13 protein-coding genes and 2 rRNA genes (1 of these 15 only partly in view) are annotated in these 17,723 nt (G+C 43.6%); 10 read left to right on the top strand and 5 right to left on the bottom strand.

Annotated features, from left to right (window positions below; genetic code table 11):
* Nucleotides 1-2,480: ribosomal RNA gene (locus tag GSF04_RS01730) — 23S ribosomal RNA — on the top strand; it begins 404 nt to the left of the window's first position.
* 118 nt (nucleotides 2,481-2,598) lie between these two features.
* Nucleotides 2,599-2,712, top strand: a 5S ribosomal RNA gene (gene rrf, locus GSF04_RS01725).
* A gap of 540 nt (nucleotides 2,713-3,252) precedes the next feature.
* Here rrf and rlmF read toward each other — a convergent pair.
* On the bottom strand, nucleotides 3,253-4,110 hold the full coding sequence (gene rlmF / locus GSF04_RS01720; protein WP_211857310.1) for a 23S rRNA (adenine(1618)-N(6))-methyltransferase RlmF: 858 nt from the start codon (nucleotides 4,108-4,110) through the stop codon (nucleotides 3,253-3,255).
* A 175-nt stretch (nucleotides 4,111-4,285) separates the two neighbouring features.
* Here rlmF and GSF04_RS01715 point away from each other — a divergent pair, with 175 nt between their 5' ends.
* The gene (locus GSF04_RS01715; protein WP_211857309.1) at nucleotides 4,286-5,206 is read left to right on the top strand and encodes an alpha/beta fold hydrolase; all 921 of its coding nucleotides are present in this window, start codon (nucleotides 4,286-4,288) and stop codon (nucleotides 5,204-5,206) included.
* On the opposite strand, the gene GSF04_RS01710 is transcribed toward GSF04_RS01715, so the two are convergent.
* Nucleotides 5,148-6,614, bottom strand: coding sequence for a sulfotransferase (locus GSF04_RS01710; protein ID WP_211857308.1), 1,467 nt, complete (start codon nucleotides 6,612-6,614; stop codon nucleotides 5,148-5,150). The genes GSF04_RS01715 and GSF04_RS01710 overlap by 59 nt on opposite strands.
* A 98-nt stretch (nucleotides 6,615-6,712) precedes the next feature.
* Complete coding sequence (locus GSF04_RS01705) at nucleotides 6,713-9,310, bottom strand: TonB-dependent receptor (RefSeq protein ID WP_211857306.1); 2,598 nt, start codon at nucleotides 9,308-9,310, stop codon at nucleotides 6,713-6,715.
* A 532-nt stretch (nucleotides 9,311-9,842) separates the two neighbouring features.
* Here GSF04_RS01705 and GSF04_RS01700 point away from each other — a divergent pair.
* Together GSF04_RS01700 and GSF04_RS01695 are read left to right on the top strand one after the other, a co-directional pair.
* Nucleotides 9,843-10,217 (top strand): hypothetical protein, encoded by a 375-nt coding sequence (locus tag GSF04_RS01700; protein ID WP_010379229.1) that lies wholly within the window; start codon nucleotides 9,843-9,845, stop codon nucleotides 10,215-10,217.
* Nucleotides 10,218-10,272: 55 nt separating this feature from the next.
* Nucleotides 10,273-11,634: a leucyl aminopeptidase family protein gene (locus tag GSF04_RS01695; RefSeq protein WP_211857304.1), complete on the top strand. Its 1,362-nt coding sequence runs from the start codon at nucleotides 10,273-10,275 to the stop codon at nucleotides 11,632-11,634.
* 263 nt (nucleotides 11,635-11,897) lie between these two features.
* Here the strand turns inward: GSF04_RS01695 and GSF04_RS01690 are convergent, their stop codons facing one another.
* On the bottom strand, nucleotides 11,898-13,370 hold the full coding sequence (locus GSF04_RS01690) for an aminoacyl-histidine dipeptidase (RefSeq protein ID WP_211857302.1): 1,473 nt from the start codon (nucleotides 13,368-13,370) through the stop codon (nucleotides 11,898-11,900).
* A gap of 97 nt (nucleotides 13,371-13,467) precedes the next feature.
* On the bottom strand, nucleotides 13,468-14,538 hold the full coding sequence (locus tag GSF04_RS01685; protein ID WP_211857300.1) for a ketoacyl-ACP synthase III: 1,071 nt from the start codon (nucleotides 14,536-14,538) through the stop codon (nucleotides 13,468-13,470).
* A 185-nt stretch (nucleotides 14,539-14,723) separates the two neighbouring features.
* Here GSF04_RS01685 and GSF04_RS01680 point away from each other — a divergent pair, with 185 nt between their 5' ends.
* From GSF04_RS01680 to GSF04_RS01660, 5 genes are all read left to right on the top strand, one after another.
* Nucleotides 14,724-15,965, top strand: coding sequence for an ATP-binding protein (locus GSF04_RS01680; protein WP_211857299.1), 1,242 nt, complete (start codon nucleotides 14,724-14,726; stop codon nucleotides 15,963-15,965).
* Nucleotides 15,946-16,461 carry a response regulator gene (locus tag GSF04_RS01675; RefSeq protein ID WP_211857298.1) on the top strand — a complete coding sequence of 172 codons (516 nt, stop codon included), beginning with the start codon at nucleotides 15,946-15,948 and terminating at the stop codon, nucleotides 16,459-16,461. Before GSF04_RS01680 ends, GSF04_RS01675 begins: the two co-directional genes overlap by 20 nt.
* A gap of 51 nt (nucleotides 16,462-16,512) precedes the next feature.
* Nucleotides 16,513-16,923: a DUF1761 domain-containing protein gene (locus tag GSF04_RS01670; RefSeq protein WP_045987898.1), complete on the top strand. Its 411-nt coding sequence runs from the start codon at nucleotides 16,513-16,515 to the stop codon at nucleotides 16,921-16,923.
* A 6-nt stretch (nucleotides 16,924-16,929) separates the two neighbouring features.
* Complete coding sequence (locus tag GSF04_RS01665; protein WP_010379245.1) at nucleotides 16,930-17,181, top strand: hypothetical protein; 252 nt, start codon at nucleotides 16,930-16,932, stop codon at nucleotides 17,179-17,181.
* 171 nt (nucleotides 17,182-17,352) lie between these two features.
* Complete coding sequence (locus tag GSF04_RS01660; RefSeq protein ID WP_010379248.1) at nucleotides 17,353-17,613, top strand: hypothetical protein; 261 nt, start codon at nucleotides 17,353-17,355, stop codon at nucleotides 17,611-17,613.
* Nucleotides 17,614-17,723: the final 110 nt, after the last annotated feature.

Genomic DNA, 17,723 nt, shown 5'->3' with positions numbered 1-17,723 from the left:
CTCCAAGGCTAAATACTCCCAACTGACCGATAGTGAACCAGTACCGTGAGGGAAAGGCGAAAAGAACCCCTGTGAGGGGAGTGAAATAGAACCTGAAACCGTGTACGTACAAGCAGTAGGAGCCTACTTGTTGGGTGACTGCGTACCTTTTGTATAATGGGTCAGCGACTTATATTCTGTAGCGAGGTTAACCATTTAGGGGAGCCGTAGCGAAAGCGAGTCTTAACTGGGCGCTTAAGTTGCAGGGTATAGACCCGAAACCCGGTGATCTAGCCATGGGCAGGTTGAAGGTTGAGTAACATCAACTGGAGGACCGAACCCACTAACGTTGAAAAGTTAGGGGATGACCTGTGGCTAGGAGTGAAAGGCTAATCAAACCGGGAGATAGCTGGTTCTCCCCGAAATCTATTTAGGTAGAGCCTCGGACGAATACTTACGGGGGTAGAGCACTGTTAAGGCTAGGGGGTCATCCCGACTTACCAACCCTTTGCAAACTCCGAATACCGTAAAGTAATATCCGGGAGACACACGGCGGGTGCTAACGTCCGTCGTGGAGAGGGAAACAACCCAGACCGTCAGCTAAGGTCCCAAAGTGTATGTTAAGTGGGAAACGATGTGGGAAGGCTAAAACAGCTAGGAGGTTGGCTTAGAAGCAGCCACCCTTTAAAGAAAGCGTAATAGCTCACTAGTCGAGTCGGCCTGCGCGGAAGATGTAACGGGGCTAAACATACCACCGAAGCTACGGCTGCAGACTTTGTCTGCGGGGTAGGGGAGCGTTCTGTAAGTGGCTGAAGGTGTGCCGGGAGGCATGCTGGACATATCAGAAGTGCGAATGCTGACATGAGTAACGACAAGAGGAGTGAAAAACTCCTCCGCCGGAAGACCAAGGGTTCCTATCCCATGTTAATCAGGGTAGGGTGAGTCGACCCCTAAGGCGAGGCTGAAGAGCGTAGTCGATGGGAAACGGGTTAATATTCCCGTACTCGGTATGAATGCGATGGGGGGACGGAGCAGGCTAGGCAAGCATGGCGTTGGTTGTCCATGTGAAAGGCTGTAGGCTGGTGACTTAGGAAAATCCGGGTTGCCAAGGCTGAGAGTCGAGACGAGCCACCAAGGTGGTGAAGTTGTTGATGCCCTACTTCCAGGAAAAGCCTCTAAGCTTCAGTTCATACTGAATCGTACCCTAAACCGACACAGGTGGTCAGGTAGAGAATACTAAGGCGCTTGAGAGAACTCGGGTGAAGGAACTAGGCAAAATTGTACCGTAACTTCGGGAGAAGGTACGCTCTTGTTTGTGAAAGACTTGCTCTGTAAGCAAACGAGAGCCGCAGTGACCAGGTGGCTGGGACTGTTTATTAAAAACACAGCACTGTGCAAAATCGTAAGATGACGTATACGGTGTGACACCTGCCCGGTGCCGGAAGGTTAATTGATGGGGTTAGCTTAGGCGAAGCTCTTGATCGAAGCCCCGGTAAACGGCGGCCGTAACTATAACGGTCCTAAGGTAGCGAAATTCCTTGTCGGGTAAGTTCCGACCTGCACGAATGGTGTAACCATGGCCACGCTGTCTCCACCCGAGACTCAGTGAAATTGAAATCGCAGTGAAGATGCTGTGTACCCGCGGCTAGACGGAAAGACCCCGTGAACCTTTACTACAGCTTGGCACTGAACATTGACCCTACATGTGTAGGATAGGTGGGAGGCTTTGAAGCAGAGACGCTAGTTTCTGTGGAGCCGACCTTGAAATACCACCCTTGTAGTGTTGATGTTCTAACTTAGGCCCCTGAATCGGGGTTGAGGACAGTGCCTGGTGGGTAGTTTGACTGGGGCGGTCTCCTCCCAAAGAGTAACGGAGGAGCACGAAGGTTTGCTAAGTACGGTCGGACATCGTACGGTTAGTGTAATGGTAGAAGCAAGCTTAACTGCGAGACAGACACGTCGAGCAGGTACGAAAGTAGGTCATAGTGATCCGGTGGTTCTGAATGGAAGGGCCATCGCTCAACGGATAAAAGGTACTCCGGGGATAACAGGCTGATACCGCCCAAGAGTTCATATCGACGGCGGTGTTTGGCACCTCGATGTCGGCTCATCACATCCTGGGGCTGAAGTCGGTCCCAAGGGTATGGCTGTTCGCCATTTAAAGTGGTACGCGAGCTGGGTTTAGAACGTCGTGAGACAGTTCGGTCCCTATCTGCCGTGGGCGTTTGAGAATTGAGAGGGGCTGCTCCTAGTACGAGAGGACCGGAGTGGACGAACCGCTGGTGTTCGGGTTGTGATGCCAATTGCATTGCCCGGTAGCTACGTTCGGAACTGATAACCGCTGAAAGCATCTAAGCGGGAAGCAGGCCTCGAGATGAGTTCTCACTTTGACTTAGAGTCAACTGAAGGGCCGTTGAAGACTACAACGTTGATAGGCGAGATGTGGAAGTGCTGTGAGGCATTAAGCTAACTCGTACTAATTACCCGTGAGGCTTAACCATACAACGCCAAAGTGGTTTATAAGCGACAGAAGTTAATAGACTAAAGTAGACAAAAGAATTTAATAAGCTTTTTCCGGATTTACATTGATGAGGGAGACTTCATTGATGAACAGAATTTCCTGGTGACTATAGCGTTTTGGACCCACCTGACCCCATGCCGAACTCAGAAGTGAAACAAAACAGCGTCGATGATAGTGTGGATTACCCATGTGAAAGTAGAACATCGCCAGGGCCAAATAAGAGAAACCCGTTGCAGCAATGCGACGGGTTTTTTGCGTTTGAAGTAAAGTACTTCAATGTAGCATCTCCCCTTCGCGCGTCCTTGCGCTCACTTCCTCGAACTGCGAAGCGGTGCTTCGGTTTCTCGTCACCCAAACTCAGAAGTGAAACAAAACAGCCGAAGGGTCGGCCCCGGTCAATGATAGTGTGGATTACCCATGTGACTCTCTATTTAAAAAATGAGAACATCCTACTTCGTAGCGAGCCAGGGCAAAATAGAGAAACCCGTTGCAGCAATGCGACGGGTTTTTTGCTGTTTGGGGTATAGAGATTTGAGATTTAAAAACCTCGCGAGGTAAACTCGTTCCCACTCCCACCACAGTATCAGCACAGTACAACATGGTAGGAGGTGGTTTACCCGCCGATGGGTTGTAATGAAGTTCCGGCAAAAAACCATGTACATCAAAACCCGTTGCAGCAATGCGACGCTTTTTAGCTGTTTGGAGTATAGAATGTCTCGCGAGGTGGACTCGCTCCTACCATATACACATTGCTAGGGTTTGAAAAAACTCCAGGCGATAAAACGGCTTGTCTTATTACCTTGTTCCATCTCGATCACTTTCACTTGCTCGGCAGCGACCTGTTTAAGTTGTTGTTTAAGTGGTTTTACGTTGTCTTTATTCGAGATAAGGGAAGTAAACCAGTAAACTTGCTCTTTGAAAGTGACACTCTCAGTGATCATATCCAGTATAAAGCGCTTTTCTCCACCTTCACACCATAACTCTTGAGCTTGGCCGCCAAAGTTTAGCGAGGCTTGTGGTGCTCGGTTAAGGTTTTTCCACTTTCTTTGCGTGCCCTTGTTTGCATCTGCTTCACTGGCATGGAAGGGCGGGTTACACATTGAAAAATGATAAAACTGGTTTGCTTTTATTATCGTTTTAAAAAAGTGATTAGGCTGCTTTTGTTGCATCACTTTTATCGGCAACTTATTTAGTTCTGCAATGGTTTTGGCACACTTCACAGCAAGAGGATTGATATCAGAGGCCACAAAGCGCCAGTTATACTCTCTTGATCCTAAGATGGGATAGATCAAATTGGCACCAGTGCCAATATCTACGCCTTGCACCTTATCGGGCAAGTTACTTTCATCTAACAGATCTTTCAGCGCATGGATATAATCTGCTCTGCCTGGAACCGGGGGGCATAAAAATTGTGCGGGGATATCCCAAACTTGTATATCGTAGTCTGACTTAAGCAGTGCTTTATTCAACAGTTTTACGGCATCTGGATTGGTGAAGTCGATGCTTTTTATGCCATCAGCTCGGTTGTAAGTAAAATTCTTTAAAGCGGGTTCAATCGCTATAAGCTTGTCTAGATCATAGCCTGAATTATGCTTGTTTCTTGGGTGCACAGGATTCTTCGAATAAATAAAAAGGATTATAACACTTTTAATCGAACGCTTAAGTCTTGAATACTGGCTTTATCTTAAAAGCATATCAACCCTTTATTTGCCCAGTTTAAAAGTTTACTTATCAATCAGTCAACTGGTACGATGAGGCTAGTGTTCAAAGAATAAAAACAAAGAAATGATAGCGCAAAAATCACTATTAGTAGATATAGCAGATGGACATAAACTCCACCTCAGATATATAGCGAAACCGGATAGTAGCGGCCCCGTTGTGTTTTTTATGCATGGTGCGGTTGAAAATGGCAAAATTTTTTATACTGAAAGCAATAAAGGGCTAGCGCCTTTTTTAGCTGAGCACGGCTATCGCTGTTTTGTTGGCGATCTTCGTGGGCGAGGAGAGAGTATTCCTAAAATCGACGCTGAAGCGGATTATGGTCAAACTGAATCAATCTTGCACGAAATCCCTGAAATGCTGAATTTTATCGAACGATATACCGGATCTAGAGCACAATATTGGATTGCGCATTCTTGGGGAGGTGTATTGATGAATAGTGTTTTTGCACGCTTTCCTGAAGAAATCCAGCATGTTAATGCATGTGTCTATTTTGGTTCTAAGCGTAGTTTACATAACAACCACCCGAGCAAATTACTGAAAGCAAACCTAATATGGTTTAACGTTGCGCACTATTATTCGAAAAAGCATGGATACTTACCTGCAAAAAGACTTGGTTGGGGGAGTGATGATGAGTCTTTAAAGTCACATGCTCAAAGCGCTGACTGGGCACAGAAGCACCCATGGGTTGACTCCGATGACGGTTTTAATTATGCCGCAGTATTAAAAGACATGACGTTACCTCCAATCTTGCACATTGCGGGCGTTAAAGATAAAGCACTAGCACAACCTGTCGATATTCAAGCATTTATTCGTGAATCGGGAAAGGGGATACAAGAACTCAGAATTTATGGAAAAAAGCACGGCCATCGGCACAATTATGGGCACATAGACATGTTAACCCATAAACATGCGCGTGATGATCAGTTTAAAGATTTGCTGGCGTGGTTTGATCGCTTTGCGGTTGAGCAATCATTTTCTCAATAAACGCTTCATAGCGCTGCCACTTTTCTAGTGGCTGCGTGGTGATTGGCTTTCTGACCTGCGCCTTACTTAAGGTATGCACCGGCTTTTTAGATTTGTGAAACTCCAAGCATTCAGGTTCGTATTTTTGATATAAAAAGCTTAAGCATTGTTTGATGGACTTTTCAGGCTCTGCGATAAGTTGTTCGTAACTGAGCGTAAAAATATCTCTTTTCATAAATTGGTTAAAATGTGACATCAAGTCGCTTTGCGCTTGCGCATACAAGGCAAATTCACTTAAAGAGCAAAAGTAGGGCTCGCTTTCGGCGAAATGATTACTATAGACCGACCAGGCTGTAGCATTGAGGTTACGAGTTAAATGAATAATTCGTGCCTCAGGGAAGAGCTTGTGGATTAAGCCTAGGTTTTGAAAATTAGCTGGAAGTTTATTGATCACCACTTCTTCCGGCACTCGATGCCGCTTTATCTCGTCGACGTAGAGTATGCGGCAATGATCTAACATAGAGTTACTTAGTTGGTCTAAACAAGCTGGGAACTCTGCATTATTGCGTTTGCTGAGGTAAGGGACAATTTTATCGCTGATCACGGTATTCTCGCCTAGTGTACCAACATGTGAATGTTGCACTAGCATTTGTTCTAGGAGAGTCGAACCAGTTCTTGGCAAACCAACAATAAAAACAGGCGTAAATGTTGTCTTAACCCTATCACTAGGTTTATCAAAAAACGCTTTGCCGCAATGCTGTTTGATTGATTCAAAAAATGGCAGCATGTCTACAGTACGAAACTCGCTCATCAGCAGCTGTGTATCATTCGCTAAAGCATAGTTATCTTGAGCTGCATTAAAGTTACCTAATTGTTCATGACACTTAGCAAGAGCATAGTGGACCACGGTTTTTAGTCTCGGTGCTTCAAACTCATTTTCCAACTTTTCTAAAATCGTTAAGTATGCAGGTAATTCTTTGGCTGAGGACATCTGTACCAGTTCGTACAGCATAAAGGCAGTCACTGTACTATGAGGACAATCTAACCCTGCTTTAAAGACATTTTTAGCTTGTTCAATAAAGCCATAGTCCAGATAAAATTGACCAAGTTGGTAATGGGCTTGGGCATTATGTTTTGCCACGCTTAAGGTGTATTCAAGTACGGTTTTTGCGTCAACAGGTGAACCAACGGCTAAAAATGCATCGGCCAATGCGAAAAGCGGCTCGAGCATTTTTGGTAAATGTTCGCAGGCTCTTTTTAAATAGTAGATTGCGTTATCATACTGCTCTAACCGCATACAAATACGGCCTAAACCAAATAGAGCAGGACCGTTGTTAGGTGACTGTTTAAGTACAGACTTGTACATAAACTCTGCTTCTCTAAGCTTATTTTCGGCCAATAATTCGTTGGCTCGCTTTAATAACAACATTTTTTTATTCAGAGTTAACTACTTTGCTATATAGGATAAAAATAAAAAGGCGAAATAGCTAATGCTAGTTCGCCTTTGTTTCTGGGTTACAGTAAAAGTTAGAACGTATAGGTTGCTTTCACATAGTAGAAACCACCATTAATACCATATGGTGAAGTTTCATAGTATTTGCCACCCCAATTGTTATTTGGGATACCTGTAGCGTCAAAGAAGTCTAGTTCTTCAGCGTCTTGGTCAAAGATATTATTTGCACCAACAGATAGACTGATTGAATCTGTTGCAAAGTAGGTAAGCTCTGCATCAAATGTGATTGTCGCGTCCGCTGTTTTTGCCGTTGCATCATAATCTACGTGAACGCCTTGGTATTCGCCAAAGTAGTTCATACGAACAAAACCTGAGAAGTTATCCCATTGCTGAGCCCAAGTTAACGTGCCTCTGTGCTTCGGTAAGTCGTTTTCTAAACGAGATACCTTGAAGTCACCTGTGATAGCAGAGAAGCGATCTACTTCGGTTTCATTCCAGTTGTATGCTGCACTGAATGTTGCATAGCCACCCAGCATATCCATAGAATAGTTACCAACTAAGTCGATACCTTGAGTCGTGGTATCGAAGTCGTTAGTGAAGAAGCTCACCTGCGCCAAGTTATCAACGTTAGGAACACCCGCCGCTTTAAGGGCTGCTTTGTCAGCATCACTTAAAACGATTTTTTCAGACTGGCTTAGACGGTCAGTTACTTCAATGTTGTAGTAATCTAAAGTAATAAATAAGTCGCCAGAGCGATATACCGCACCTAGTGTATAACTTTCTGACTCTTCAGGAGTCAATTCAGTACCACCAAGCTGCTCTGAAACAGGGTTTGTTGGTGGTAATAGTGCTGAATCTACCAATACACCACTGCTTAAGTTTGTCTGCACGTTAGACACGTTAGCTTGACCTACCGTTGGCGCGCGGAAACCGGTACTGATTGAACCACGAACCGAGAAGTCTTCGGTAACATGATATTGACCTGTGATCTTAAAGTTTGTAGTCGAACCAAATGAATCGTAATCTTCGTAACGAAGTGCCCACCCCATCATAAAGTCTTCAGTAAATGGTGTTTCAATATCTACATAAGCGGCATAGTTACGACGAGTGTATTCTCCTGCTGCAGAAGGTTTAAATCCAGGGAAACCATTTGAACCTATGCCAAAGCCTTGTTCAGTCAGCGGTCCTGCAATAAATGATGCTTCGTCACCTGAAAGTACTTCGAATGTTTCTTCATGCCACTCAAGACCTGCTGCAACGTTTACATCGTAAGCTAGGTCAAAATCATAGCCTTTTGACACATCGAAATTAAAATTCTTTTCCAGTTGGATGTATTTACCTGGGCTGAAGTCCATTGGTGTATCAGCGCCAAGAGAGGCATTCACAGTATTAGTGATGAAATAACGTGATTCGTTACGGCCCACCGAGCCACTCAAATCCCAAAAACCGCCTTCAAGGAAACCATCTTTAAATTCCCCTTCAACACCAATAGTTAGAGAGGTATCAGTGATGTTACCACCAAAGTTTGGAGTGAAGCCGCCAGGTAAAATTTCATTAAAGGCAAAACAGTTTCTACCTAACTCTGTATCAGCTGCAATTAATTGATATGCTGGGATATTCGCTACATTTTTATCCGTTAGATTAACGACTGGACACTCGATACCAACACCTACGCCATCTAGGTCGCCTACAAGTAAGGTTTCACCACCGTCGTTAGAATAAACACCTGGACGGGTTTGAGGGTTTCGATAATAGAATCCGCCTTTGACGTCTCGCTCAGAGTAGTTACCAAACATATAGAATCGAGCATTGTCAGTGACGTCTACACCAACATTACCAAAAATACTGATATCGTCTTTGATTTCTGGTGCACCCCAAATTTGCGCTGGGTCACCAACGCCCTCAACTCCGGCACCAATGTATGCTGCTGCGTCAGGACGTTGAACACTGCGGCTAGTCGCATCCGCTTCTTTGTACTGAAAGCTTAGGTTAGCAAATCCATCGTCCGTAAATGGCAGACCTACGTTACCTTCGATCACCGTCGTATCGCCGTCACCTTCGTAATATTCACCTTGACGAATAGAGAAAGATCCCCCTTCGCTTGCGTCTTTAAGTACAAAGTTCATTACACCTGCGATTGCATCTGAACCGTACTGTGCTGCTGCACCATCACGAAGTACTTCAACTTGTTTCAGTGCGATACTAGGGATCACTGAAATATCAGGACCTTGAGCACCATCGTTAATACCACCACCTAAAAAGGCAATAACCGATGAACGATGGCGACGCTTACCATTTAACAAAATCAGCGTACTGTCAGCAGGCAATCCGCGTAGGTTAGCTGGCCTTACTAAAGTCGCTGCATCGCTGATAGGGTTCGCGTGTACGTTCAAAGACGGTACTGATCCTTTCAGTAACTCGAGCATGTCAGAACCTGCCGCCTTTGACATATCTTCTGCACCGATGATGTCGATAGGTACCGGTGACTCGCCCACAGAGCGAGGCGCCGCCCGAGAACCTACAACGGCGATTTTTTCGACTTTTTCATCTGCTTTAGCTTTTGTTTGATTGGCTTCTTCAGCCATTACGGTAGTGGTAAGAAGTGAAGTAGTTGCTGCTGAAGCGAGCGCGAAGCGAATTGCACGGCGCAGCGTGTTACTTTTTAGTTTCATCCTGTTTCCCCAGTTGATTGTTGTTGTCATACCAATAAAAAAGGTCATTTATAATATTTTTACCTTTAATACACATATAATTTAATTTGCTATGTGTTGGCAAGCGCTTTTTTAAAATTAGCAGTGATTTCTGAAACTGCAACTTTCTTAATAACTTTTTGTTTAGGCTAAGAAGAATTACAAAATCCGCATGGTAAGTTATTGTTGAAAATGAACTTTTGAGTACTTTAGCTGCTTTTCTAGATAAACACCCAGCAGCTTAAAATTTGTTGTTACAAAATTTGGCGAGTTTACTGAAATTTCATTATTCAGTTTTTGTAGATTAATTGAACAGTGCTGAACGCTAGTCTTTGTGTGAGTGATTATTGTACAGTTTTGTGTGGTAATTGAGGTTGATTTTGTTCTAGTTCGTTGTTTTGCACACTTTACGTATAACTTTACTCGCTAGAATAGGTAATTTGTACCAATGGCTAATAGCTAAAGTGCTAAAAATTTTGATAGACTCTGGACAACACTATCTTTGAGTTTATTAATGAAACTGATCAAAGTTGTCCATAAAGCACCGATGCGCGTTGCTCGGATCAGTAAACGCAGACAGCAAATAAGATTGCGCAGAGCAATGATTGCGCTCAAATGCGCACTAGAACAAGAGAAACAAGAAACGAAAGAAATGCTTGAGATATACAAGCGATATACTTTGGGGCGAGCGCATAAGGCTGAACTAAAAACAGCAAACGCCCAACTTGTAGATATTCTCAAAGGGTTAGGACTGGGTGTGTTTGCAGTTTTACCTTTTGCCCCCATTACCATTCCGATAATCGTAAAGGTTGGTCAATTAGTGGGCGTGGATGTTTTGCCTAGTTCATTCAATTTGAAAAAAAAGCCAACAAAAACCAAGGAACAGTGAATTTTCTTTTTAGCCTTGGTAATCTAAGTACGAACATAATAAATTTGAGGCCTACATGAACAACCTACTCGTTCACTCTGCTATGGGTACACCCATTTCTATCTTCTCCGCTGCAGAATTAGCGTCATGGCAAGCGCAGCAGTCAAGTACGACACAGCTTTTCGTAAAAACCGCACAACTTCAGTCGCAAAAAACCATTCTTATTCCGAATGCTGATTCTGGAGAAGTGGAGCGAGTTATTGTTATTGCTGAAGACAATGATTTTTGGCTATTGGGCGATCTTGCAAAGCAGTTACCAAAAGGCACTTACTTTATTGATATCGCTTCTGAGCAAGTTGAGAGTCACGCTATTGCGTTTTTACTGGGGGCGTATCAATTTTCTGCTTATAAAGAATTGCCTGCGATTGTCGCAAAGCTTGCTATCGAAGATGCCAATATACATGCCAAAGTAAAAGCGGCTGTCGAGTCTATTTATCTTGCAAGAGATCTTGTAAACACACCAGCTGCCGATATGATGCCTCAGCACATGGCTGAAGTAATGGAAGAACTCGCAGAGCAATATGGCGCATCATTTGAGCAAATCATTGGTGATGAGTTGTTAGAGCAAAACTACCCAACGATCCACATGGTGGGCCGTGCGAGTGACAATGCTCCGCGTTTGCTTGATTTACGTTGGGGTGATGAAGACCACGCAAAACTCACTTTAGTTGGGAAAGGCGTATGTTTTGATTCTGGTGGTCTGGACTTAAAACCTGCGTCTGGGATGCGTAATATGAAAAAAGACATGGGTGGAGCGGCTCATGTTATCGCGTTGGCCAATATGATTATGGCGGCAAAACTGCCTGTTAGATTACGCGTACTTATCCCTGCAGTAGAAAATGCGGTGTCTCGCAACGCCTTTAGGCCAGGTGATGTGATCAAAACACGTAAAGGTATTACGGTTGAAATTGATAATACCGATGCCGAAGGACGCTTGGTTTTATGTGACGCATTGGCTGAAGCGCAAACAGAAGCGCCAGAGCTATTGATCGATTTTGCAACCTTGACAGGTGCGTGTCGCATCGCCCTTGGCACTGAACTGCCTGGTTTTTATTCTACAGATCAAGCGATTGCTTCTGAGCTAATGGAAATTGGTCTGGGTAATGCGGATCCTATTTGGCAACTGCCTTTGTTTGATCAGTATAAGGCGCTATTCAAGAGCGATATCGCAGACATTGCTAACTGTGGTTCGACGCCGTTTGGTGGCTCAATAACAGCAGCATTGTATCTAAAAGAATTTGTTGAGCCAGCCACGACACCTTGGCTACATTTTGACGTGATGGCATGGAACGTAAGAGCATTACCGGGTAGACCTGTTGGTGGTGAAGCATTGGGTCTTAGAACTATGTTTAGTTATATTGAGAAAAAGTTTAGCTAATAGTAGAGATTTGAAATCTACAAAAAGCCCAGCTATGTCAGCTGGGCTTTTTGTTTACTTAAAACAACATGATTTCAGGGTAATTATACCAATTTACTTAGTTAAGTGGTCTATTTTTAAGCAAGAAAACCTTGCCGATAGCCCGGCAAAAATTTTGCTATTTAGTTGTTCTAAATGATAAATTTTTAACACAGCTAGCGTCAGATTTAATCCCTCAAATTGAGCAAGTATTAAGTCAAATTGGTATTGGTTTTGGATTAATTTTACTGCTTTTCAGGAATGTTCTCTAAGATCCCTTTCATTTGCTGCCAATATAGACCAACGCTTGAAATTTCTACTTTTTCCTCAGGAGAGTGAGGAAATTTGATGGTTGGACCAAAAGAAATCATATCCATGTTCGGGTAAGGCTCTTTGAACAAACCACATTCAAGGCCAGCATGAATAACCATTATATGCGGTTTTTCACCGTAGATTGATTCATACATATCACGGAAAATAGCTAATACTTCTGAGCTTGGATCAGGCTTCCAGCCTGGGTAAGCACCACTAAATTCAATATCAGCTTGCGTCAGCTCAGCCAGTGAACGCAACATACCCTCGACATCACTGCGACCAGAATCAATTAATGAACGGATCAAACATAGGACTTCTAGACTGTTATCTGTAGTAGAAATTACGCCCATATTAAGTGAGGTTTCAACAACACCTGGAATATCGTCGCTCATACGTATAACACCATTAGGGCAAGCATTGAGAAGCGCTAATACTTTGCTTTCGGAAGCTTGGCTCATTGGCAATGAGTTACTCGTTGAAGTGCTGAGCGCAAATGTGATCCCGGTTTCTATGGCACATAATTCTTGCTTAATGATGGTTTCATAAGCTTCAATCAGCGCTTGGAACTCGCTTATTTTCGCTTCATCAAAACTAATGACTGCGTATGCTTCGCGCGGAATTGCATTGCGTAGGGAGCCGCCTCTGACTTCGATAAGTCTTAGATCAAAGTCTGCGATATGGTGCTTTAAGAATCTTGCAAGCAATTTATTGGCGTTGGCACGGCCGGTGTGAATGTCGACACCCGAGTGTCCGCCGCGTAAGCCTTTTAGAGACAACTCAAAGATTTGATGGTGTTTAGGTAACACTTCTCGCGCGAGTTGTAGAGTTAAGGATGCATCTACACCACCTGCGCAGCCCATGTAGATCTCGCCTTCTTGCTCGGAATCGGTGTTGAGCAGGATTTCACCGTCTAACCAGCCAGATTGCAAACCAAACGCGCCACTCATACCTGCTTCTTCATCAACGGTTAGCAACACCTCAAGTGGACCGTGCTTGATATCGTCAGCGTCTAATACGGCTAAACATGAGGCCATGCCGATACCATTGTCTGCACCTAACGTCGTGCCAGTTGCAGTTACCCAGCCATTATCAACATACGGCTTGATTGGATCGGTAACGAAATCGTGAGCTGTATCATCATTTTTTTGTGGCACCATATCAATGTGCGCTTGCAATACAACAGGCTTACGATTTTCCATGCCGCTCGTCGCAGGCTTTTTGATGAATACATTACCTGTTTCATCACGACGTACGTCTAAATTTTTGCTTTTAGCCCAGTCAACAATAAAGCTTGCTAGCGCTTCTTCGTGTTTTGAAGGGTGGGGAATAGCACAAATTTGGTCAAAAAACTTCCAAATTGTTTGTGGTTCTAATTGACTGATCTCGGTATGCGCTTTGAGCACAGTAAACTCCTTGGATGAGAGATAATAATATTGCAATATTACCACCCACCCAAGGGCAAGATCGAGCAATTAACCCTAACTCGGGAGAATAGGTTAGTTATTGAGCTTGACTTGCGACCACTGCTGGTGCAATCAATTCAAGGCCTGTTTTATCGCAATCAGGTAAACGTGCATCCGACAACGCAATTGGGGTCGTTCTTTCTCCCCATTTCAAATAGCTGGCAGCCCAGGTTAATCCTGCGCCAAATGCCGCCGACATAATATTAGCGTGTGGCTTAATAAGACCATTTTCGACAGCTTCACACAGTGCTATTGCAATCGTTGCAGCTGAGGTATTACCATACTTGTCGATATTAACCATGACTTTATCATCTGCAATTTCCAAGCGATTTTGGATAGCTTGAATGATACGAAGATTAGCTTGATGCGGGATAAGCACATCTATATCGTCTAATGAAAGTTGTGCTTGGTTGAGTACATCATCACATGCTTCACTCATACCTTTTACAGCCCGCTTGAAGATTTCACGTCCCTCAAAAGAGAGATCAGAAGGTCCGGTGCCTGCACAGCGATCCATATCCGTACCATAGTTTGGAATGTGTAATATACTTCTATCTGTGCTATCACAGCCAGTTTTGGTGCCTAATAGTCCGGTTGTTTCGTCACTTGCTTCAAGCACGACAGCACCTGCACCATCGCCAAATAATACTGCGCTGTCACGCTTTGCCCAGTTTACATACCAAGTCATACGCTCAGCTGCAACAACGACTGCTCTTTTAATCATACCGGCTTGGATCTGTGCGGTAGCGTTTTGTAGTGCATACAAAAAGCCCGAACAGGCCGCATTGGTATCACATGCTGCAGCACCAACAGCGCCAATATTTTTTTGTACTAAAGAAGCTGTATTTGCCACCATAGTTGACGGTGTACAGGTGGCAAGTAGCACAAGATCGATATCTTTACCTTCAAGCCCTGCACATGCCAAAGCGTGTTGACTGGCCACCGTTGCAAGCTCAGCAGTGCTAACATGGCTAACGCGTCTGGATTTGATACCTGTTCTCGTACTTATCCATTCATCATTGGTGTCAACGATAGTGCTAATTTCATCATTACTGATGCTAGCTGGTGGAATACACTTTCCCCAGCCCGTGATTTTTGCATAAACCATAGTGTCTCTTAATCTAATCCGACCAGTTGGCCAATTTTTTATTTATACCAAATCCTTCACGGTATTGCCATAAAAGCGTCGCAGAGGTTCGTATTAGCGCGATATAACTGACCTCGATCACACCTATTTTTGTTAGATTAGGTATAATTCTTTTATCTTATCTTAGCTTAGCTTCTTACATTTTCATGAAAATTGCGTTTTCTCCCAACTCTGCATTGGGCCAACTGTTGCTGTTGCGGTCAGTGGCAATCGTTATCCAAATTGTGATGCTAGCGATAGCGGCTGTCGTTTTTGGTAAACAATTTGATTTTGTTTCTGTGGCTGCGGTGGTGGCCGCGGAGTCGGTATTTCAGCTATTAAGTATTTACGCCTACCGTAACACAAAAGAAGCAGCGCCCATTGGCATGACAATGCAATTGTTGGCGGATATTTTGTTTCTTACTATTTTGTTGGATCTGACCGGCGGAGCAACCAATGCGTTCGTGTCTTTGTTGGTACTGCCAACGGTTATTGCAGCAGTAACGATCCCAACTATCAATATGCTGATGGTGTCGGCTGGGGCGATTGGTGCTTATCTCTATCTTTATATAAAAATGTCTCATGAACATGTCCACCATATGGACATGAGCACTCACTTGCTCGGGATGTTAGTTAACTTTACTTTCACTATCATAGTCGTTGTTACTGTGGTGAGCATATTGGTAAAGCAAAATCGAAAAAAAGAGCGAGCAATTGCAATGTTACGAGAGCAGCAGCTACAGCAAGAGCAATTAATCGCATTAGGTAGTGCAGCGGCACAAGCGACCCATCAACTCGCCACGCCAATCGCACATCTGGCGCTATTACACGAAGAGCTAGAGGAGTCGTATCCAAAAGAGGCATGTGTTCAAGAAATGTCAGAACCTCTTGGAAAATGTAAGGAGCAGCTTAATGTCTTTAGAGAATTTACTGAGTATTTAAAGTCAGCGTCTAAACAAATGATAACTGTAGAGCATCTTGCTGAGCAGTTAAAAGAGTTAACGAATTTACAATATCCACAGCAGCATTTTCGATTCGATATCACGAATATTCAGGGGGCACTGTGCGATGATCCTATGTTGATCCCTTCGATTTTAAACCTGATTAGCAACGGTGTGCGAGCAAATGAGCAAGCAAAACAGACTGACATCGACCTGATATTTACCTCAGCGCCGGCTGAACATGTGATCACCATACTCGATAGAGGTGAGGGGATTGCAGAAGAAAGGCTAGCGCAGCTGGGGCACAATGTTGTGAATAGTGAATCAGGACTTGGCATGGCAGTACTGCTGAGTCATGCGACAATTGAACGGCTTGGCGGACATTTACTCATTGAACGCGATGTTAGCTATGGGACAAAATGTACGATTAAACTACCAAGGGGGAGTGATGAAGTTACTGCTTGTTGAAGATGACGTGCCTTATGCACAGACATTAATACGGCGCTTAGAAAAACAAGGTTTTAGTGTTGAACATGTTACTTCCATTGAAGATATGCAGGTGGCTTGTAAACAAGAGGTTTTCGGCTACATATTATTGGATATGAAACTTGGCGAGGCTAACTCAATAAACTTCATAACACAAATCAAGCAACTCAATGCAAATGCTCGAATTGTATTACTAACAGGTTATGCCAGCATTGCGACTGCGGTTGAGGCGATAAAGTTGGGCGCTGACGATTACTTAACTAAACCTGCAAATACCAGCTTGATAGTCCAAACACTGTTGGGTGAGAAAATTCAAGAAGTTGTAGAAGAAGTCATGTCTCCAGAGCGACTAGAATGGGAACATATTCAGCAAGTTCTAAAGGCAAATGAAGGAAATATTTCTGAAACTGCGCGACAACTTAATATGCATAGAAGAACACTGCAGCGGAAATTACAAAAGAAACCTGTTTATAAGTAGGTTTTCACTTATACTCATTATTAAATAAAATAAAATATGCTGAGTTAGTCGATGATACTCTCATTTGAAGCATTAAACCTTTGGGCAATTATTCTCGCCGCTTTGTCTTCCTTTATGTTAGGTGGTATTTGGTATTCTCCAATGCTGTTTCAAAAGGCATGGATGGAGGGGTGTGGACTGACAGAGCTTGACTTACAAACGAGCGATCCCAAGATGACTTTTGGCGTCGCATTTTTGTTGTCTTTGTTATCTGCTGTGTTTATGGCAGTAATGCTTGATCTATCGCTCTCTTTGCTAGCGGCTACCGGAGTTGGGCTTGGTGTGGGAGTTTTTTTCGTCGCCTGTTCACTAGGAATAAGCTATATATTTGAGCAGCGCCCGATGAAACTGTTTTTAGTCAACGGTGGCTATCATGTGTTACAGTTTACGCTCATTGCATTTGTACTCAGGATTATGAGTTAATTCGGTATGGCAAAACCCAATAAAAAAGGTCCTGTTAGAACTGTCGATATTTATTGTGCTGGATGCCGCCAGCAGCTATTTAAGTATCGTAAGGGAGGCAAGGGCAGCCTAGTTAAATGTTTTAAAGAACGGATCACCCAAGATTTTACCACCAACCAAATAAACTGCCCTCATTGTGAGCAAGAGTTTGCCCGCGATACATTAGTGAGAGGTGCGCCAGCACTGAAAATAATTGGTGGCAAGGTCACCTTCAAGTAGTCATTACTTAAATTTTCATTGCTCACTTTTTGTTGTTATCAGACAAATGTCCTGTCTTGAATTTTCCAATTTGTTACTATCTCGCCGTTTGGCTTTGCTGTTTCAACGAATGAAAATGACCCTTCCCATGGAACTGGGCCAGCCTATTGGGTCTTGCTAAATGGAAAAAACATGATCGATTTAATGTTCGATATCATCGGTATGACAGGCACTTTCTTGGTTGTTGGTGCATTCTTTATGCTACAACTGGAAAAGGCATCTCCCGATAGTTTAACGTATAACTTAATGAATTTAAGTGGTGCGATCCTACTACTGATTAGTCTTTGTTATAACTTTAACCTTGCAAGCTTTGTAATTGAGCTATTTTGGATCGCAGCGTCTTTAATTGGTTTATTTAAATATTTCAAAGCGAGAAAGTTGGCATCGGCTTAGAGTCTAAAAGAAAAGGCTAATCAAAAACTTGCGTAGTGGCTAGGAGCAAGTATTATTAAGTTAATCATATGCTGCTACGTAGGTTAGAGTAATCTAACACTACGAGTGAA

Origin of the sequence: Pseudoalteromonas sp. A22, assembly GCF_018141345.1 — a bacterium.
GTDB classification, from domain to species: domain Bacteria; phylum Pseudomonadota; class Gammaproteobacteria; order Enterobacterales; family Alteromonadaceae; genus Pseudoalteromonas; species Pseudoalteromonas maricaloris.
The sequence above is the reverse complement of the archived record's forward strand: the minus strand, read 5'-3'. Positions and strand labels throughout refer to the sequence as shown.